Origin of the sequence: Butyricicoccus sp. AF35-5AC, assembly GCF_003477715.1 — a bacterium.
Lineage (GTDB): Bacteria > Bacillota > Clostridia > Oscillospirales > Butyricicoccaceae > Agathobaculum > Agathobaculum butyriciproducens.
The window spans coordinates 44,361-61,518 of record NZ_QUDX01000003.1 but is presented as its reverse complement, the minus strand read 5'-3'; the positions used below and the strand labels follow the sequence as shown (position 1 = coordinate 61,518).

Here is a 17,158-nt window from a genome sequence, read left to right as displayed (position 1 = left end):
ACACCTCCTAAACTCACATGTGCCAATCCGCAGCCGCCACGCTGTCTGCCAGCGTCGGTGCAGGCTGCAGCATCGCCGTCGCAAACGCGATGATCCACGCCACCGTGATATCAATGCGTCCGCGGCTCCGCTTTTTGGTTGGCTTGATATTTTCGTTATCATCCGACACGCACCGCAGATTGAGGAAACACTGCCGTGCTGCCGTGTTGTGCACATGCAGCATCTCATGCGCTCGGATGAGCCGTTCCAGCTCCTTCATCGGTGGCGAGATGGACCGGATACCCTGCGGTATCTCGACAACCTCAGTCACCGTACCGGCAAGCCGCTCGCGGATGTTCTGCATCACAGTCGCGCCCAGATACGGGTCAAAGCCCACCATCCTGAGGTCGTAGTCCCGCGCCGCCTGCACCACAGCGTAAGCCACATCCTCAAAGTCGATGATATCGCCCTTGCAGCCATGAAGGAAGCCTGCGCGTATCCAGTCGCGGTACGGCACATGGTCCTCGCGCTCGCGTGCCTCTATGCCGTTGAGCGGCATCCACCCGGTCGGCAGTGCCACCCAGCGGTCCAAACCCTCCTGCGGCGGAAACACCAGCACAAAGGCGGTAAGGTCGGTGCTCTTGGAGAGGTCAACGCCGCCGTAACAGGTCTTGCCGCGCAGCAGCTGCACGGCCTCGCGCCAGTCCTTGCAGCCGGGCGGATTCCACTGCGTTTTGTCATAGATAGTTATCGGTATCCACCCGACAGTCGCCGTGGCAATCCACTGGTTAAGCCTGAGCCAACGGAACAGCCGCTCGGCGGCCTCGCTCTTCTTGGCGTCCGCCGCCTGGGCGCGGATGGTAGCCAGCTTGAGCGTCTTGCCGAGCGACGGATTGCACCGCCGCCACAGGTCCTCGTCGTAGATGTTGAGGTCTTTCAGCTCGTCCTCGTCCTCGATCAGTCCGAGGCCGTAGATGATCGGCAGCCAGCGCGGGTCATCGTAGGCTTTCTCGTCCCTCGCGCCGCGCCGCCATCGGTAGATAGCAAGCGCCTTCTCGTGTACTTCCCAGCCGATGGATTTTCGGTCGGGGTCATCTCCGGCGGTCGTCAGTACGATCCACACCGGCTGACGGCGAGCGTCACCGGCACCAAACGTCATAACGTCCCACAGGTCGCGATTGGGCTGGGCGTGCAGCTCGTCAAAGATCACGCAGCTCGGCTTGTAGCCGTGCTTGCTGTACGCCTCCGAGGACAGCACCTTGAGCCTCGAGCCGCTCGTCTCGTCGTAGATGGTCTTGGTGCTGTCCACGATGCGGCTGCGCTTTTTGAGCGCCGGACTCTGCTCGACCATGTACTTGGCCGCCGCAAAGACGATGCCCGCATTGTCGCGGTCAGCCGCTACGACATACACCTCGCCGTTGATCTCGCCGTCGGCAAACAGGTGGTACACACCCAGACCAGCAGCGATTTCCGACTTGCCGTTCTTCTTTGCAATCTCAAGGTACAGGTACTGGTACCGCCGCAGGTAACTGCCTGCCGGGTCGTCCTCGTCCTCGATCAGCTGACCGTAAAACTCGGTTATCATGTCGCGCTGCCAGTCCATCAGGCGCAGCGGCACACCGCTGGAGCACGTCAGGCACTCCAAAAAATCGCAGACAAACTGCGCCTGCTCCTCGTCAAACATCCGCTGCACCTCCTCCGTTACAGACTATCCAAAACCAGCAGCTGTGCCCCATGCAGCAGCGCCGCCGCCTGCATGCCGACTTTCCACGTTTTGCTTTTTGCCGTGGCGGTCATAATCAGGCCGGTGCTGCTGTCAAACTTAAATTCCTTGTCTGCAATCGCAAAGATCAGCTTGGGCGTTACCTGCACGACCTCTGCCCTGTACCACGGCTGCGGCTTGCGGTTGACCTCGGCACGGCTTGTCTCTCGGATGACCCGCGCCAGTGCCGTATCCCATGCCATAGGCACGCACTCCTTTCCACATCTTCCACAGTGTTATCCACAAGCATACAATATCTTGTGTTATCCCCACGGCGTACAGAAACCGGAAATCTCCGCGTAACTGCGAGTAACACGCTTGACAGAGTTGCTGTAATTGCCCTCAACGGTTTCGCAGCTTGATGCTCCGGCAGAAATTACAATGCCGATGTGTCGGTCGCCCTGGATCATCAGGTCACCCGCCTTAGGCTTGTAACTGCCTGCCGATTTGTACTTGCCGCGAGACTTGAAATAGCTGCTCATATCGCCAACGTAGCCGTAACTTGTCGGGATAGGTGCACCGGACTTGTACGCACACCAGCAAACAAAATAAACACACCAGGCAACACCGTTGTGACCGGCCCACTGGCCGTACTTGTTGATGTCCTTGCCGGACTCCTTGTAACCGACCTCGCCCAGTGCCGTGTTGATAAACGACACCGCGCTGCCAGAGCCGCCGCCCGAGCCGCCGATGATCGCAGAGCCGTTTTTACGTCCCCAGCGATTGCACTCGGCGTTGCTGCTCATCAGCAGGTCAAAGTGGTACACGCCGTTCACGATCTGGATCGCGCCGCCTCTGTCGTTGACAGTGTAGGTCGTACCGTCAAGGCTTGTGCCGGTGTCGCGCACCGTAATCTTGGTGCCAAACGGCACAGACGGCGGTGCGGCGCAGGTGTGCTTGCTTGGGTCGAGCCTGTTGCCCTGCGCGTCCAAATATCCGCCCTCCAGCGCATTATTAGCCGGATAGTAGGCGGTAAACAGCGCCTTGACAATGGTGCCGCCCGAGCCGCCGTCACTGCCGCCGGACAGGTCGGGCAAGCCGAACACCTGCACCTTATCCGTGCTGGCGGCCTTGATGGCTGCCGCGTCAGTCTTGCCCTCGGCGGCGGCTCGCACCTGCTCGAGCGCCGTGATTTCCAGCGCCATGGTGTGCCCTGCACCGCCGTAGTGATGCTCCACGCGCGTAATGCGGAAGTTGCCCTTGATGCCAAACGCCGGAGAGTTAAAACGCAGCACTACGCCGCTTGTCACCTCATCACAGCCCCAAATCTCCGAGATAGAGCGGGTCTGCCCTACCTTGTCGGCGTTTTTCAGCAAGTTTTTGACCATCTGGCCGAGCACAGCCGTGCCGGGGTTTTCCGTGACCGTTTCGATATGCTGCATAAAGCCATAGCGCTTGATAGACGCCGCGTTGCTGGCCTGTGCGCCGATGTACGCCTTGCCGTCGTCCTCGGCGGCAATGACAACAGCGTTGTAGGTGTCCTCAATGCTGTCCTCGCCGCTCACCTGACCGAGCGCCCATGTGATGTCAAACGCGGCGATATTTTTCGCCGGCTTGTGGTATGCCTTGATGGGCGCGGTCGGCAGCGCTTCCACCACCAGACCACTGTCACCGACCCTGTGGCGATAGCCCTTGCCGGTCGCAGACGTGCAGGTGTTCAGCACATCGCTGATAATGTCAGCGGGCGTACTGCCGGTCCACAACTGCGTGATCTTGGTCGGCAGGCTGCACACCTTGCCGACTGTCACGCCCGCCTTGGCACACGCCTTGCGGATGACCTGATCGGCTGCAAGGTTGTTGACCTGCAGCACGATCTCGCTCTTGTTGAGATACCAGCCGCGGTCATAGGCGGTAACACCGCCGTCCAGCGTCACCGTGATAATGATGCCCGAGAACACGGTCTTGCCCTGATTGGTCACGCGCACCTTGTCGCCCGGCGCAAGCGCCAGCTTAGGCGTGTACTTGTCCCACGGCGAGATAAACGTCGTAAACGTCAGCTCCGCCGCCAGTGTGTCAAGGTCATCCGTCAGCGTCATATCACTGGCAAACGCCGTAATGTCGCGCGGCTGTGCGCCGTCGCGGTACAAGACGAGCTTGTGCTCGTCTACATAGCCTGCCGCCATGCGGCGCACCTCCTCATGTGATAAATCGGTATTCTGTCACGGCGATGGAATACTCCAAATCGCCGTTTTTTCGCACGGTAACATCAAAGCTGTTCACCGTCACCGGCATGTTAAGCCGTGCCGCACCCTTGCTGTCGAGTACGATCAGACGGAACGGCATCTTCTTGTCGCGCCACCGGTCGAAGAAATCGACATACGCCCAACCATCCGCAGATGCCTCGGACGGCATAAACGGATATCTGTGCACCGGCAACAGCGCCGTCCACTCCATGTGCCGCAGACCGAGCGGACCGATGCGGCGATAGTCTCGGCTCAGGCCCTCGTAGGTCTCGTGGTGCTGCTCCGGCTGTGGAATTGGGAAATCCGGCGGACAGTGCGGCAGCGTCCAAACCTCCTCGTTGTTGTTGACCGAGATGATAATCTTGTACACGCACCGCACCTCCTTATGTGTTGCCGAGCGCCGCAAGCACCTTGCGGCCGACGTACTCACCGACCTGCTCGGTATACTCACGGTTGCCGATGACGTTGCCCTGGATGGTAACATTGACCGTCACACTCCGACCGCCTGCCGCCTTGACAGACACATCATGCGGGATGATCTGCGTGCCGCTCGGCAGGTTCATAATTTCGCCGCCGCGCTCGTTGACTCTTGTAAAGCCGCCACGCCAGTAGGGCGTGCCGGTTGCCTTGCCGAGTCCCGGCAGGCTCAGCAGGCCGCTGGGTGTCGGCTTAGGTACCGTCGTAGTGGTCGAGGTCGTGGTCTTGACCGGACCGGCCGTGGTTGTCGTTTTGCTGTTGGTCTTGGTCTGGGTTGTTCCGGTGGTAGACGTGCCCGAGCGATTGCCCGTTGTGGCATTGTCTACCCACTCGATAGCGTCGCCCAGTACACCCTTGGCACCCTTGTACAGACTGCCGAGGATAGGAATGCTCTCAATCTTGTCATTGAGCCACGACAGCTTGCTTGCTACCCATTCCAGCGCCGTCTTAGCGGCATTTTTAACCTTATCAAACGCACCGGAAAAGGCAGTGCCGATTTTGATGCTGACGGTCTTGAACTTATTCCAAAGGCTCTGCGCACCGGCCTTGATTGTGTCCCAGTTTTTGTAGAGCAGCACGCCCACTGCAATCAGCGCCTCGATAGCAAGGATGACTGCACCGATCGGGTTTGCCGTCATTGCAGCATTAAGTCCGGTCTGCGCGGCTGTTGCTGTGCCGGTTGCGGCAGCCTGACCGCCCAGTACACCGGTCATAGTCAGCACTGTCTTGATGATACCGCCGATATTGCCTACACAGTCGGCCAGTCCATTGTTAAAATCCAGCACCTTCTTGACAGCCCATGCAGCAGCTAAGCCTTTGAGCACGTCTACCAGCGTATCACTGTGGTCTTTACACCATTTCAGCGCGTCCCCGGCCTTTTGCAGCATCTCGCCTGCCTTCTGGGCACCGGTTTGTATGCCATTGACCAGTAAATCAGCCAGCTGTTCCAGTCCGCCTCCGGCAATCCAGCTGTCGAGTTTTGCCATCAGCGTGTCCAGCTTGCCGTTGAGCCAGTCCATTGGCGACGTATTAAATGCCTGGGAAAAATGCGAGCCGACAATATCCAGAGCCTTGGACGCACGACCGGCCAGCTCCGAGCCAATCTTACCGGCAAAGCCCTTGACCGTAGCCTTGAGCGTGTCCACCTTATCGTTGAGGGCGTTTGCCCCGTCCAGCGTATCCTGCGATAGAATAACACCGGCCTTCTCCGCTTTACCAGCCAACTCCTGCAGGGCGGCACCGCCGTCATCGACGATACCCGCGAGGCTGTCCGCGCTCTTGCCAAAGATGGTCATTGCCAACGTGTCGCGTTCGGTCTCATTCTGCACTTTGGACAGCGCGGTCAACGTCTCGTAAAAGACCGTTGTGCTGTTACGCAGCTGACCGTTGCCGTCCTTGACCTTGATGCCTAGCTGGTCGAACGCCGCAATCGTCGTCTTGCTGGTCGAGATCATGTTCTTCTTCATCTTTCCTGCAGACTTGACAATATCATCAATGGATACGTCGATCAGGTCGGAGGCGTACTGCCATTTCTGGATATCGGCAGTAGAAAAACCGCTCTGCTTTGCCAGAGTGTTCAGATCATCGGCAGCGAGTGCGCTTTTGAGTGTCAGCGCCGACAAACCGGTTGCCACAGCAGTTGTACCGGCGACGATTGCCGCACCGGCTTTCTTCGCATAGTCCTGCAAGGCTGCGACCGATTTATTCTTAAACGCCACCACGCTGCGCGTAGCGGAGATCATGCTGCTGTCGATAGCTTTGCCGGACTTCTTCGCGTTCTGGGCGGCTTTGACCAAACCGCCAGACATATTATCCCGCACCGTCAGGACGGTGTTGATAACCTTATTTTTAGCCACTATTCCGTCCCTCCTCCGGTGCGTATGCGCGGCAGATGCCTGCCGCAATCAGGTTTATCATATCCACGTACCAGCGCGCCCGCCCGACTCGCAGCACGGCACGGTCGGCGTAGCTCATCTGCCGGATTTGCTCCGGCGTGATGCCTCGTGCCGCGTAAAATGCTGCAAGGTCGAGCACCGGGTCGCGCTCAATCAGTTTTTTGCCGGGTCCTCATCCTCGTCACCGGCAATCAGGCCGAGCCAAGCAAACAGGGATGCCGCGAGCGCATTGACCTCGCGGACATCCATCAGCACCCAGATCACATCATACGGGTCGGTCACGCCGAGCGCAGTGTGCAGCTCCGGGTCCTGCAATGCCGGGCAGCAGTCGTAGATCAGCTGTGCGCCAACATCCAGCATCTGCGACGGCTGGTCGCGTGCTGCCAGAAAAGCCTCATAAGCGTCCAGCTGGGCGGTGTGCCCGATCTTAACAAAATCAAGCAGCTGACCGCCGACCTTAAACTGAATGACCTTGGCTTTGTCAGCCTTGCGCTGCTCGGCTTTCGCCGCCAGCGCGTCCAGTAACTTTTTATCCATATACCATTTCCTCCATAAATTCGCCGGTCTCCTCGGCGGTCTCGATCCAGGTGAGCCGCAGCATGACTGTCAGCGTCTCGCCGTCTGCGTCGCAGGTGATGTCGTCCTCCGGGATGAGCACCACGTCCTGCACGGTCACGCCTTCCCGCAGCGCCGTGCGGATCGCGTCAGCGGCGGCGTTCAGTTCGTCCCGCGGGCGCGTGCCGTCGGCGGGATAAAAATAAATCTCGATGTCGCAGCCGGTCTCGGCGTAGTCGTCCGTGCCCATGCCGTCGGTCTGACCAACGTCAATGCGGTAACTGCGCCGCACCAGAGGCGCCTTAACGTCCTTGCGCTCACGCACAGCAGGCAGATTGGCGGCCTTGAGTGCCGCACTTACCACCGCACCGAGTGCGTCATCTATCTCTTTCCAATGGATCATAGCTTGTTAATCACCTCGTCCAGAGCGTCCTCGGCGGCCTGCTGAAACTGCTCATCAAAGCCCTGCGCGGCCTTGTCAAAGACCTCGTGGCCCAGCTGCTTCTTGCCGCGAGAACCGTCACGCGCTTTGGGCGTCCATTCCTGCTCGACCAAATGGCCGATTGGGTCACCCGAATACACGCGGATACGCATCTGACCGTCCTTGGTGTACACCTTGCCGCGCTTAATGCTCTTGTGGTACTGACCGGCGGCGCGGTCATACTCTTTGCGGTGCACCGCTGTGCGGTTGACCGTTGCACGCGCCTGCTGGGCTGTCTTGCGGCGCAGCTTGCTGCCCTGATCTCGGAGCAGCTTTTTCTGCACCTTCTCCAGTTCCTTGGGCTGTGCGCCCAGCTCCTCCGCAAAGGCCATCAGCTCCGAGCAGTCAAAACCATCACGAGCCATCGCGTGTCACCTCTCCCTGCCGCAGTGTGCAGTAAATCTCCACCCAGCCGCGGCGGTTATAGATCGGCAGCCAGTACGACACATCCAGCCGCTGACCGCGGATAATAAAGTACATCTCGCGGCACAGCTCCGGCAGGCTGGCGCTCCGGCAGACCACGCGGTGCGTGATCTCGGCACGCTCAGCGTCACCGGTCAGCGTCTCCGTGCGCCCGCTTGTCGGGTTGACGGCCGCCCAGATTGTCCGGGCTTTGGTGTAGCAGTAGTCGGTCTCGCCGTTTGGCTGCTCCACCGGTGCGGCAAGCCATACCTCGGCGCGGTCGCGCAGATCACGCACCTGTGTTGCCATCGCCCGCACCTCCAAACGCACACACCAGTTTGAGCTGGTTTACCATCTGCCGCACGAGCGGCGGAACCGTAGCCAGGGCAGCGGCTGCATTGTCTGCACACTTGCCCTCGTACTGGTTCAGCACCATTGCCTGCACAATAAGGTCATACATCGCCTCGTGGCCGTCACGAGTGATACCGCACTGCGCGAGATAGCTGTCGCTCATCTCCGCAAAGCCGGTCAGCTGCGCATCGTCCTCATCGTAATCGACACGACAGTACTTCTTGATTGCATCCAGTCTCTCGGCGGTGATCATACGACCACCGCCCGGAGTTCTGCCTCAGCGATAGCGATGGCCCGCTTGCGGGCGGTGTTCAAATTGGACACCGGCGGCTGCGGCTCTGGCTCTTGGCTCTGGCTCTGTGCAGCGATGTACGCCGCACGCAGCTTGTCCATATCGGGGACAGTTCCGCAAGCGTTGTAAATGTTATTCAGGTCGAGAGGCTCGCCCGGCTGTGTCTCGCCGATGATCTCGTCGATCAGACCGGCGTCAAGCGCCGCACGGGCGCTGAGAAAGGTCTCGCGGTCCATCATGCGGCGCAGTGCGTCATGACTGGTCTTGCCGCCGACCTTGCTCTCGTACGCCGCGATAATGCTCTCGGTGATGCTCTCGAGCATCTGCACGCTCTCGCGGTGCACGCCCTGATTGCCCTCAGTGACCGTGCTCGGCAGGTGGATCATCACCTGACCGACCGGCGAGCACGCCGCCGTATCCGCACCTGCCATCACGACAGACGCGGCAGAACCGGCAAGGCTCTGCACCTCGGCGCGGGTATGTACACCCTGACGGGACGCATTGCGCAGCAGGCTGTACATCTCAAAACCCGCAAAGACCGAGCCGCCGCCGGAGTTGATCTCCAGAACAAATTCCTCGTCTGCGGGATTTTCGGCAAGCGCCGACCGGATATCCGCCGGACAGGCCGCCGGGATACCCCACCAACGCAGGATAGGCGCGTCACTGTCGGCCACGATGTGACCGTTTAAGCTGAATCTCATGCCGCACCTCCTTACAGGGTTTCGAGAACCTCGAAGTTACCGAATTTAAAGGGAATCTCTTCCTCGGTCTTGGACTTCTTCTCAAATTTTGCGAGCGTGAGCTCGTCAATCGTGATGTCGCTGTACGCAACACGCTCGGCCTTGCTCGTGCCCGGCATGGTCTGGCTGGTGATGATGGTGATGGTCGGCATCTCGCCGGACTTATACGCCGCAGCCATCAGGCTCAGCACATCACTGTCGATCTTGAGCTTGGTCAGCGTGCCCTCGCCCGAGTAGCCGTTAAAAACGCGGTAAGTAGCCGGATCGCCGCACACGCTGATCTCCTCAAAATCACCGGAAACCTTGGCCTCAACCGACTGCAGCGTGGTCAGCTTTTTGCCGTTAAACCACGCATGACCGCCGTTGCCGTGCATAATGCGATTGGGGTTAAATTCAGGCATCCTGTGCCCTCCTCTCTAAAAATAGGAAGGGCGGCAGCAGCGCCGCCCTTGGGTCAGTCCTTACGCAATGGTCAGAGATACCGCAGCAGCGGCCTCAGCGTCAAACACCTGTGCGTCCAGACGGGTAATCGCGCGGACCTCGGTGCTGTTGGTCTTCCATGCGTTGCCGCCGATGTCGGTCGATGCGATCTCAAGCGGCTGACGGCGGAACAGGGTCGCGTACTGGGTGAAATCACCGAAGTAGATCGGCGCCTTGCTGGTCGCGGTCTTGAGGATGCCGTTACTTACTACGGTAATGCCGCGGCCAAACAGCAGCTTGCCGGTCGAGCCGGTCGGATCAGGCTGCAGCAGCGGGCGCTTATTGCCGTCCACCAGCTGGTCGAGGGCGTTAAAGCCGTCCTGATTGGTCACAAAGTGTGCCGTTGCGGAGATTGCCGGGTCGAGCGTCTTGTTAAGCGCAGTCTTCAGCACCTTTACAACGTCCGTCTCGGTCGCGGCTGCGGCGCCGGTGTCGAGCGCGGCGAGCTTGGTTACAAGTAGGTTGTTCTCGGTGATGATCTGCTTCTTTGCGAGCCAGCGAGAGATGTACGCCAGCAGCGCCTCATCGGTGTCGCGCAGCAGGTCGTTGGAGACCGGCAGGATCAGCGCGTAGTCCTCGACCTTGTAGGCGATCTTGCGGAACGCCGGCTTGTCATCCTGCGGAATCTCATCCATCTCGTCAATCTTGGTAAAGCCCTTGTTCGGCGCGGTATCTACCACACGCGAGCCGGACAGGAACGATACATTCTCGACCGCAAACAGGTCGGACAGCGGCACCAGAGAGCGGCGCAGCTCGTTAATACGGGTCTGGATGTCCTGCGGCACCAGCAGGCCGCCGTCTGCCTCTACACCCTCGGTCATGGCACCGGCGTTTTCGGCTGCCATGGCACGGCGCAGAACGTCTGCGTTGGTCTCAAAGGCTGCACGCTGGCCGCGTGCCTGGGCGCGGATGCACTCCGCAAAGGCATGCACGCACTCGCGGCTGTTGACCGGCTCTGCCGCCGGAGGATCGGTGCCGCTGGTCGGTACGCCTTCCGGCTCTGCCGGTACATTCTCCTCGGCTTCCATGATTGCCTTTACGCGGGCAATCTCCGCGTCAACGGCGGTGTTCTCTGCCAGAGCCGCGTCAAATGCGGTCTGGTCGCCTGCTGCGTCCGCCTGTCTCATGCGGTCTACAATGCCGCGCTTCTTAGCGAGCAGGTCAAGCAGTTTCTTCTTCATAGGTCTTGCCTCCTTAATTGTTGTTGTAGGTTATCCGGTCACGCCATCGTGATCGGGAAAATGAGATCTGTCATCGAGCCGAGAATCTTGACGTTGGCCGTCAGATAGACAGTGCGCTTGAACGGGTTGGCCTTGACGGTATCATCGTCCCAGTCCGCAGCCTCGCTCTTGCCGGATGCCACCCACGCGGCACGCTGCGCGTCCACGTCAATGCTTGCCGCATTGGCGTAGTCCGGGTCAAGGATGCTCTGCTGCATTAACTGGCGGAAATAGCTCATGTTGAGCGAGGCCACCAGCATCATCTGGTTGTCACGCGAGTTTCTGTAATTGCCGAGGTAGGTCTCACGGAATACGGACGTAATGTCGTCGCGCATCATGTCCATCGCCTCGACCGTCTCGATAAACTGCATGTCCTCGGTTTTGGTCTTGCCGTCGGTCGTGGTCATCGAGTTAATACCCTGCGCCACGCGCACATTGCCGTCCTCATCGTTGACAAGGATAAACTTGCCGCTGCCGAGCGCCGCGTCGTTGTCAGCGACCTCCTGCACCTCGCTGAGGTTGCTGCACAGGTAGTTGGTGCAGCCGCGGGTGACGTTGCACACCGCGAAGATACCGAGCAGGCTCGGCAGATAGGTCACGCCGTCTTTCTTGCCGCGGTCATCCGTGTAGGTAACCGACTCGTTGACAAAATTGACAACGTGCATATCATCCGGTGCGGTGGTCAGGTTGTAGCAGACCGCCTTATAGGTCTTGTGCTTGGTGCCCGCCTGCGTCTTGACCCACGCAGACAGCGCCAGACCGTCAGCGGCATTCTGGCCGGCAATGGTCAGCCAGCCGGTCTTGACGCGCTTGCCGATCTCGGCGAGCGTATCTGCCAGAGCGCCGTCCGCGTCACAGCGGAACACATGCGCCTGATACGGTGCAAAGCCCAGCATGTCGCAGATAGCAGCGTAGTTGTCTGCGGTATACAGGCTCTCGTCTGCCTGTGCGGCGGACAGGTCGCTGTACTGCTTATGCGTAAATGTCTTGTTGGTGTCGTCTCTCACGATCAGGATTGCGACACCGCGCTCACTGCGGCCGATTAGGCTCACAGCACGCTGCTCAAACGTAATGTCGATTTTAGGCATTGTAATTGCCATTATGGGGTCACTCCTTTCTGTTCCTCGCCGTCCGCTCCGTTGCGGCGGCGGCTCAGGTCCCGCCAGTCCTCCAGCGGAACGTAGTTAAGGCTTGCCAGACGGTCATCGCCGCCGGGCACGTCCGGCAGGTCCTCGAGTGCGCGGATATCGTCCACGCTGTACGCGCCGATCTCGCGCATGGACTTGTACCATGCGGCCCGAGCCGTCCAGTCTCCGCGCAGCTCGCCCATCATGTTGCGGCGCAGCTGCAGACCGCGGCTGCACTCGCTCTCAAGCAGCAGCTTGTGCGTGTCCTCCTGCTCGTGCTCACTGACGATTGGCGACAGCGTGCGCTGGATGTACTCGATCGCCGCCTGCGTGTTGGCGGCGTAGCTCTCCTTGCCCGCGCCCAGTTTGTAAAACGGGATATTAAACAGCCGGGCAATGTCCTCGACACTGGCGGCCTTGCTCTCGATAAACTGCGCGTCACGGTTGGTGGCGGTCAGCGGCGTATACTTGAGGCCGTTATCGAGTACCGCAATGCGGTAAGCGTTGTCCGCTCCGGAGTGGATGCTTTCCCACTCGGCACGGATTTTGCTCTTGATGTCCACTTTCTCACCGCCGATGGTGGTCGGCCTTGGCGAGAGGTCGGTGTCGGTGGTCAGAATGCCGCTTACCTGACCGCCGTTGCGGTAGTAATTGCTCTCGTATCGCTGTGCCTGCAGGGCCGCCTCAATGGTCTCGGCACCGCGGCGCAGATAGCTGATGCCCTCAAGGCCGTCTGTGCTGAATGCCTTGTAATGCAGCACATCGGTCGGCCAGAACTTGCGGTACTCGTGCGTCTTGGGATTGATGCCGACATACCACAGCTTTGCGTTGGTGTCGAGGATTGGCAGCATGTAGCCCGGCGCGATCGGCAGCAGCTCCACCGGCTGTCCCCACTTGTCGCGCAGGATGAGCGCGTAAGCGTTGCCGTACGCAATGCGGCGGCTCTCCATCAGCTTGTGATAGTCAAAGGCGGTCAGGGCCTCTGTCGGTCTGCCGGTCAGCAGCCGCACCGCCGGATGGTCGGGCACCCGCTCGCGGGTCTCGCCGTCCATCAGGTAGATCGGCATTTTCGCCACACTGTCCGAGATGATCTCGATGCAGGCATTGACGGCAGGCAGTTTCATGGCCTGCAGCTCTTTTCCGCCAAAGATCGCCGCGCCGCCCGTGCTCCAGCCGGTCGGGTCGTCCAGTGTCAGCCGGGTCTGTCCGCGGATGCGGCTCATAATCTTGTCTGCGATCATTGCTGCACCGCCTTACACGACCATCAAAATCGACAGCAAGATAGCGAGCACACCGCCCGCGATTGCGGCCAGCGGCGGCCAAATCGTGTAGAGTCCAACCATAATAACAACCGCGCCGCCCAACAGCAGAGCATCAGACAGCAGCGCGACTACGATTTTCTTCATCATTCACTTTCCTCCTCTGCCGGTTCGTCATCCTCCGGCGCGTCAACCAGATCGTCCAGCAGGGCACACTCGCCTGCCGTTGCAATGCCGAGATACGCCATCAGCGCCGCACGGCCGTAATCGTCGGTGCCGTTGTCGCGCTCCCAATACTCGGTCGCCTCTCGCCATGTCATGGTGCGGTGCTCCGCGTTTACGCCGCTCGCAATCAGCCGGATATCCTCCGCTTTGCTGATGTAGTCGATGCGTTTTTCTTTCTTTGCCATCTCTCTCACCCCTTTCCGAGCAAAAATTAAGAGCCGACGAGACAAATTGCTCGTTGGCTCTGGCTCTCAGGCTCTGGCTCTCTACCGCTTTCCCGCGTCGGCTCTGTTAAATTGGTTTCCGGTGCTCTGACGGACGCGGCGGCGTTCCGTTGCCGCCGTGCCCTGCGCAAAATTGTTTTTGGAGGTTGTTTCTCGGGCAGCTGCTGCCGCCCGTCACAGCACCGGAGTGCTGTTGTCACTTTTCCGCCTGTTTCTGCTGTGCGCCTGTGCGCTTGCTGCTGCACAGCGCACAGGTCCGGCGGTTGTCTCTCGGCGGTCGCTTGCCACAGATAACGCACAGACCGGCAGCGTAGCGAGCGTCACGCCGCTCACGCTGTTTCTCGGTGGCTCGCTGAGAGTATTCCTTGCGCTTCTCGGCGGTCAGCTCGTTAAAATACCGCAAGGTGCGCTCTGTGTTTTGAGCCGCACACGCGGCGCAGGTCGTGCGGCCTCGGCGTGCTTTAGCCTTGCGGCAGCGGACGCAGATGCCGTGCGTCTTATACCACTCATACTCCTCGCGGTCATACATCGTCAAAACCTCCATAATTTGCACCATCCGATGCTCTGACGGACGGACGAGGTACAAGAGGACAAAACCTCGCCGCCGCCAAAAGAATTAGGTAAGGTGTTTTGGGTGGGTCGCCCGTCACAGCACCGGATTTTACTTTTTTGTCTGCGGTGTTCAAACTGGACACCGCATTTTCAATCCAGCCACCGGTTTTCCAACAAACAGAAACCATATACTGCACCACCGGTCAGCACAATCCATAATACCCAGAACAAAAAGATGGCAATATTACCTTGTCTTACAGCAAGGTCTATAACTGCCTGAGGTTCCGCATCGGCATAAAACCGGTTGCTGTCTGCGATCGTATGGTCTTTGATTTGCGTGCATATACTGCCAACTATATTTGCATCCACAACTTCGTAATAATGCCGCACAAGTTTACTGTCATAGATTGTATCGCCCTGTTGGTGCGCTGTAACGGAAAACTTATCCGCCGGGAACGATACGCCCATGAATGTAAACGTTTCTGTGCTTTCTTCCTTCCGGTCAACCTCGTCCCACGTCCAATACACCTCGGTGCGAGTGTATGTGTGCCCCTTTCCGTCCGTAGAGGTTACAACGCGCGTGTGCATGGTATATTGCTCCGTGATTTTGGTCAGCTGCGCATATTCGCCATCTAAATCATCAGCCGAAACGGGTTGTTCGGCAACCAGATTGCCGTAAGCGATGACATTCCCGAAGTCGGTATCCAGCGCATATTGAAACTGCTGATCGTCTGTAATCTGCGTTGCCGTGGTAAATTCCTCGTTTGTCTCAGCGATATGGTCACTGATTTTGCTACCGAGCAGAAATCCCAGTGCCACCATAACAAACACGATTGCAACGCTGAACGCAATCTCACGAGGCTTAATCTCCATCGCCGCCACCGAACAGGTTCTGCGGAGCATCTTCCGGTGCATCGTAGTCCGTGTAGGTCGTGTCGATTGTCTGATAGTTCATTACCCTCAGCAGAAAACCGGTCGGGAAAGACCGTACCAGCTTGTTGTATGCCCGTACCTGCTGATTGTAGTTGTTGCGGTACTGCGCGATCTGGTTCTCGGTCAGCGCAAGTTCGGTCATGAGTTGCTTGTAATTTTCGTTTGCCTTGAGTTCCGGGTACTGCTCCGCAACAGCATTTAACGTAACCTGTGCTTCTTCTACCTTGCCCGATGCAGCAGCAGTGCGAGCCTGCGTAATCTTCGTCAGCGTGTCGCTCTCATAGGTCTGATAGGACTTTACTGCGTCCACCAGATTGTAAACGAGATCAACACGGCGTTTCTCTGCTACCTGCACGTCAGCTGCTGCCGAGCTGACCTGTTCCTCCGCCGATACCGCGCGGTTATTGACCGACACGAACGCAGCGGCGATCATAAGTACCAGCGCAGCCACGATAGCCAGCACGATTAAAGTGGTTTTCTTCATTTTGTTTTCCTCCTATTTTCGGTGTTCAAACTGGACACCGCTTTGCGCATTTTCTTATGCGGGCACTCCCGCACCTGGCCTGCCCGTCTCCATGCGCTCTCGCAAAAGCCCTGGACGTTGAGCATCGGGCACATAGCCGGACAGATTGTTCGATCTTGCATTGTTTGCTCCTCCTGCGCTCCGGCGGACGCACCCACTCGTCTGCATTCCGGGTGCACCCGCTTGTATCCTTGCCACTTTGATGTGGGGGACGGCGTAATGGCTGACCACCGTCCGCCGCAGCGCAGGAAGCTGTCCGAGGCTCTGACGGACAGGCGAGGAAATATCACAAAACTCACCTACCGCCAAAGGTCGAAGCTCGAGCAGGCATTACACTGCCCGTCACAACCTCGGACGTATGTCTCACGCCTTCCGGCGCTCTGCCCGCTCGCGCAGCATTTTGCTGAGCGGGTCCTCGTCGGCCTCATCCTTGGGCGGCTCCGGCATCACGAGGCGGCACCGCGCCGACACGCTCAGACCGAGCGCCGACGCACAGCTCTGGCACTGACCAAAGTAAACGTTCGCCGTCTTGGTCCAGCTGCCCGCCTCCTTGGCGTCGCCCTGCATGATCGCACGGTTCGCCCAGTTCTGGGCGTTCTGCCATGCGGCGCGAGCGATAAAATACCGCGCCAGCATGTCATAGTCAAGGTCGGAAAAGATATGCAGCGCCACCAGCTTTTTCGCGGTCAGCCGGTATTCTGCCTCCATCACCTGCGGCAGATACTTGGGCACCGTGATGCGTTTCGGCTCCTTGCCCCGCACCTCGCTTTTGGCTTTTGCCTCGATCTCGGCGTTTGTACGGTGTCCTGCCATGCGCTTTCGCGCCTGCTTGATGTCCACCGTACCGTCCGCCTCCCGCGGAATCGGCTTGCTGGCTGGCATATCTCTCACCTCACTCTCTCAAATTCTGAAGCCGCTCGGCCTTCCGGCCGGTCAGCGCCTCCCATCGGCGTAAAATTACATCGCAATACCGCGGTGACAACTCCACCGCCACGCATTTACGGTTTGCCTGTTCGCAGGCCAGCAGCGTCGTACCACTGCCGCAGAACGGGTCATACACCGTGTCACCAACGTCCGTACTGTTGCGAATCAGGTAGTCAAACAGCGGAATCGGCTTCATGGTCGGGTGGTCGCGGTTCGCCTTCGGACGCGGACAGTCGATCACGGTAGTTTGGCTGCGGTCGCTGCACCACTTGTGCGCGGCTCCCGGTTTCCAACCGTACAGACACGGCTCGTGCTTCCACTGGTAATCCTGTCGGCCCATCACGAAGCAATCCTTGTTCCAGATCAGCTGCTCGCGCACCGGCCATCCAAGCTGTTCCACCGCCCGAGCGAACACATCCCACGTTTTGCTCGCACACCAGATGTAATACGCTGCGCCATCTCGCAGCCACTCGCTGACAGCAGCAAACGAGCCGGTCAGCAGTTCCATCAGCGCGTCACGGTCAGCGCCATCATTCTCGATGGTCATTGCGTCGCCGGTCTTGCCGACGTAATC

General features: G+C 59.1%; 22 protein-coding genes and 1 pseudogene. All 23 read right to left on the bottom strand.

Going from position 1 to position 17,158, the window contains the following annotated elements:
* Positions 1 to 13: 13 nt before the first annotated feature.
* Positions 14 to 1,663 carry a terminase large subunit gene (locus tag DWZ82_RS05515; protein ID WP_118479372.1) on the bottom strand — a complete coding sequence of 550 codons (1,650 nt, stop codon included), beginning with the start codon at positions 1,661 to 1,663 and terminating at the stop codon, positions 14 to 16.
* Positions 1,664 to 1,680: 17 nt separating this feature from the next.
* Positions 1,681 to 1,944 carry a hypothetical protein gene (locus DWZ82_RS05510; RefSeq protein ID WP_118479370.1) on the bottom strand — a complete coding sequence of 88 codons (264 nt, stop codon included), beginning with the start codon at positions 1,942 to 1,944 and terminating at the stop codon, positions 1,681 to 1,683.
* 60 nt (positions 1,945 to 2,004) lie between these two features.
* On the bottom strand, positions 2,005 to 3,864 hold the full coding sequence (locus DWZ82_RS05505) for an XkdQ/YqbQ family protein (protein WP_118479368.1): 1,860 nt from the start codon (positions 3,862 to 3,864) through the stop codon (positions 2,005 to 2,007).
* A 13-nt stretch (positions 3,865 to 3,877) separates the two neighbouring features.
* A complete protein-coding gene (locus tag DWZ82_RS05500; protein ID WP_118479366.1) occupies positions 3,878 to 4,294 on the bottom strand; it encodes a hypothetical protein in 417 nt (138 codons plus the stop codon).
* Positions 4,295 to 4,307: 13 nt separating this feature from the next.
* Positions 4,308 to 6,257: a hypothetical protein gene (locus tag DWZ82_RS05495; protein ID WP_118479364.1), complete on the bottom strand. Its 1,950-nt coding sequence runs from the start codon at positions 6,255 to 6,257 to the stop codon at positions 4,308 to 4,310.
* Positions 6,250 to 6,435, bottom strand: coding sequence for a hypothetical protein (locus DWZ82_RS05490; protein WP_118479362.1), 186 nt, complete (start codon positions 6,433 to 6,435; stop codon positions 6,250 to 6,252). The genes DWZ82_RS05495 and DWZ82_RS05490 overlap by 8 nt, the downstream gene beginning before the upstream one ends.
* Before the next feature lie 14 nt (positions 6,436 to 6,449).
* A complete protein-coding gene (locus DWZ82_RS05485) occupies positions 6,450 to 6,833 on the bottom strand; it encodes a hypothetical protein (protein WP_118479360.1) in 384 nt (127 codons plus the stop codon).
* The gene (locus DWZ82_RS05480; protein WP_118479358.1) at positions 6,826 to 7,254 is read right to left on the bottom strand and encodes a hypothetical protein; all 429 of its coding nucleotides are present in this window, start codon (positions 7,252 to 7,254) and stop codon (positions 6,826 to 6,828) included. Before DWZ82_RS05480 ends, DWZ82_RS05485 begins: the two co-directional genes overlap by 8 nt.
* On the bottom strand, positions 7,251 to 7,697 hold the full coding sequence (locus DWZ82_RS05475) for an HK97 gp10 family phage protein (protein ID WP_118479356.1): 447 nt from the start codon (positions 7,695 to 7,697) through the stop codon (positions 7,251 to 7,253). Before DWZ82_RS05475 ends, DWZ82_RS05480 begins: the two co-directional genes overlap by 4 nt.
* On the bottom strand, positions 7,687 to 8,043 hold the full coding sequence (locus tag DWZ82_RS05470) for a head-tail adaptor protein (RefSeq protein ID WP_117490923.1): 357 nt from the start codon (positions 8,041 to 8,043) through the stop codon (positions 7,687 to 7,689). Before DWZ82_RS05470 ends, DWZ82_RS05475 begins: the two co-directional genes overlap by 11 nt.
* Positions 8,024 to 8,338: a head-tail connector protein gene (locus DWZ82_RS05465; protein ID WP_118360511.1), complete on the bottom strand. Its 315-nt coding sequence runs from the start codon at positions 8,336 to 8,338 to the stop codon at positions 8,024 to 8,026. Before DWZ82_RS05465 ends, DWZ82_RS05470 begins: the two co-directional genes overlap by 20 nt.
* A complete protein-coding gene (locus DWZ82_RS05460; protein ID WP_118479354.1) occupies positions 8,335 to 9,078 on the bottom strand; it encodes a Clp protease ClpP in 744 nt (247 codons plus the stop codon). Before DWZ82_RS05460 ends, DWZ82_RS05465 begins: the two co-directional genes overlap by 4 nt.
* 11 nt (positions 9,079 to 9,089) lie before the next feature.
* Positions 9,090 to 9,518, bottom strand: coding sequence for a phage tail tube protein (locus DWZ82_RS05455; RefSeq protein WP_118479352.1), 429 nt, complete (start codon positions 9,516 to 9,518; stop codon positions 9,090 to 9,092).
* A 60-nt stretch (positions 9,519 to 9,578) separates the two neighbouring features.
* Complete coding sequence (locus DWZ82_RS05450; protein ID WP_118479350.1) at positions 9,579 to 10,778, bottom strand: phage major capsid protein; 1,200 nt, start codon at positions 10,776 to 10,778, stop codon at positions 9,579 to 9,581.
* 38 nt (positions 10,779 to 10,816) lie between these two features.
* Positions 10,817 to 11,917, bottom strand: coding sequence for a phage tail sheath C-terminal domain-containing protein (locus tag DWZ82_RS05445; protein WP_118479349.1), 1,101 nt, complete (start codon positions 11,915 to 11,917; stop codon positions 10,817 to 10,819).
* Entirely contained in the window at positions 11,917 to 13,185 is a 1,269-nt protein-coding gene (locus DWZ82_RS05440; RefSeq protein WP_118479347.1) for a phage portal protein, read from the bottom strand. Before DWZ82_RS05440 ends, DWZ82_RS05445 begins: the two co-directional genes overlap by 1 nt.
* A gap of 12 nt (positions 13,186 to 13,197) precedes the next feature.
* Entirely contained in the window at positions 13,198 to 13,353 is a 156-nt protein-coding gene (locus DWZ82_RS15115) for a hypothetical protein (RefSeq protein ID WP_158575098.1), read from the bottom strand.
* Positions 13,350 to 13,613 (bottom strand): hypothetical protein, encoded by a 264-nt coding sequence (locus DWZ82_RS05435; RefSeq protein ID WP_118479345.1) that lies wholly within the window; start codon positions 13,611 to 13,613, stop codon positions 13,350 to 13,352. The genes DWZ82_RS15115 and DWZ82_RS05435 overlap by 4 nt, the downstream gene beginning before the upstream one ends.
* A 235-nt stretch (positions 13,614 to 13,848) precedes the next feature.
* Positions 13,849 to 14,181 carry a hypothetical protein gene (locus DWZ82_RS05430; RefSeq protein WP_118479343.1) on the bottom strand — a complete coding sequence of 111 codons (333 nt, stop codon included), beginning with the start codon at positions 14,179 to 14,181 and terminating at the stop codon, positions 13,849 to 13,851.
* Between the two features lie 173 nt (positions 14,182 to 14,354).
* Positions 14,355 to 15,086, bottom strand: coding sequence for a hypothetical protein (locus DWZ82_RS05425; RefSeq protein WP_158575097.1), 732 nt, complete (start codon positions 15,084 to 15,086; stop codon positions 14,355 to 14,357).
* Positions 15,067 to 15,621, bottom strand: coding sequence for a LemA family protein (locus DWZ82_RS05420; protein ID WP_118479339.1), 555 nt, complete (start codon positions 15,619 to 15,621; stop codon positions 15,067 to 15,069). Before DWZ82_RS05420 ends, DWZ82_RS05425 begins: the two co-directional genes overlap by 20 nt.
* 402 nt (positions 15,622 to 16,023) lie before the next feature.
* On the bottom strand, positions 16,024 to 16,542 hold the full coding sequence (locus DWZ82_RS05415; protein ID WP_118479337.1) for a phage terminase small subunit P27 family: 519 nt from the start codon (positions 16,540 to 16,542) through the stop codon (positions 16,024 to 16,026).
* A gap of 10 nt (positions 16,543 to 16,552) precedes the next feature.
* Positions 16,553 to 17,134 (bottom strand): annotated as a pseudogene (locus tag DWZ82_RS05410) (DNA-methyltransferase); the annotation flags it as partial.
* Positions 17,135 to 17,158: the final 24 nt, after the last annotated feature.

Excerpts from the sequence above, each read along its gene's own strand:
- DWZ82_RS05515 (WP_118479372.1), bottom strand. The coding sequence starts at position 1,663 with ATGTTTGACGAGGAGCAGGCGCAGTTTGTCTGCGATTTTTTGGAGTGC.
- DWZ82_RS05510 (WP_118479370.1), bottom strand. The coding sequence starts at position 1,944 with ATGGCATGGGATACGGCACTGGCGCGGGTCATCCGAGAGACAAGCCGT.
- DWZ82_RS05505 (WP_118479368.1), bottom strand. The coding sequence starts at position 3,864 with ATGGCGGCAGGCTATGTAGACGAGCACAAGCTCGTCTTGTACCGCGAC.
- DWZ82_RS05485 (WP_118479360.1), bottom strand. The coding sequence starts at position 6,833 with ATGGATAAAAAGTTACTGGACGCGCTGGCGGCGAAAGCCGAGCAGCGC.
- DWZ82_RS05480 (WP_118479358.1), bottom strand. The coding sequence starts at position 7,254 with ATGATCCATTGGAAAGAGATAGATGACGCACTCGGTGCGGTGGTAAGT.
- DWZ82_RS05475 (WP_118479356.1), bottom strand. The coding sequence starts at position 7,697 with ATGGCTCGTGATGGTTTTGACTGCTCGGAGCTGATGGCCTTTGCGGAG.
- DWZ82_RS05470 (WP_117490923.1), bottom strand. The coding sequence starts at position 8,043 with ATGGCAACACAGGTGCGTGATCTGCGCGACCGCGCCGAGGTATGGCTT.
- DWZ82_RS05465 (WP_118360511.1), bottom strand. The coding sequence starts at position 8,338 with ATGATCACCGCCGAGAGACTGGATGCAATCAAGAAGTACTGTCGTGTC.
- DWZ82_RS05460 (WP_118479354.1), bottom strand. The coding sequence starts at position 9,078 with ATGAGATTCAGCTTAAACGGTCACATCGTGGCCGACAGTGACGCGCCT.
- DWZ82_RS05455 (WP_118479352.1), bottom strand. The coding sequence starts at position 9,518 with ATGCCTGAATTTAACCCCAATCGCATTATGCACGGCAACGGCGGTCAT.
- DWZ82_RS05450 (WP_118479350.1), bottom strand. The coding sequence starts at position 10,778 with ATGAAGAAGAAACTGCTTGACCTGCTCGCTAAGAAGCGCGGCATTGTA.
- DWZ82_RS05445 (WP_118479349.1), bottom strand. The coding sequence starts at position 11,917 with ATGGCAATTACAATGCCTAAAATCGACATTACGTTTGAGCAGCGTGCT.
- DWZ82_RS05440 (WP_118479347.1), bottom strand. The coding sequence starts at position 13,185 with ATGATCGCAGACAAGATTATGAGCCGCATCCGCGGACAGACCCGGCTG.
- DWZ82_RS15115 (WP_158575098.1), bottom strand. The coding sequence starts at position 13,353 with ATGATGAAGAAAATCGTAGTCGCGCTGCTGTCTGATGCTCTGCTGTTG.
- DWZ82_RS05435 (WP_118479345.1), bottom strand. The coding sequence starts at position 13,613 with ATGGCAAAGAAAGAAAAACGCATCGACTACATCAGCAAAGCGGAGGAT.
- DWZ82_RS05430 (WP_118479343.1), bottom strand. The coding sequence starts at position 14,181 with ATGTATGACCGCGAGGAGTATGAGTGGTATAAGACGCACGGCATCTGC.
- DWZ82_RS05420 (WP_118479339.1), bottom strand. The coding sequence starts at position 15,621 with ATGAAGAAAACCACTTTAATCGTGCTGGCTATCGTGGCTGCGCTGGTA.
- DWZ82_RS05415 (WP_118479337.1), bottom strand. The coding sequence starts at position 16,542 with ATGCCAGCCAGCAAGCCGATTCCGCGGGAGGCGGACGGTACGGTGGAC.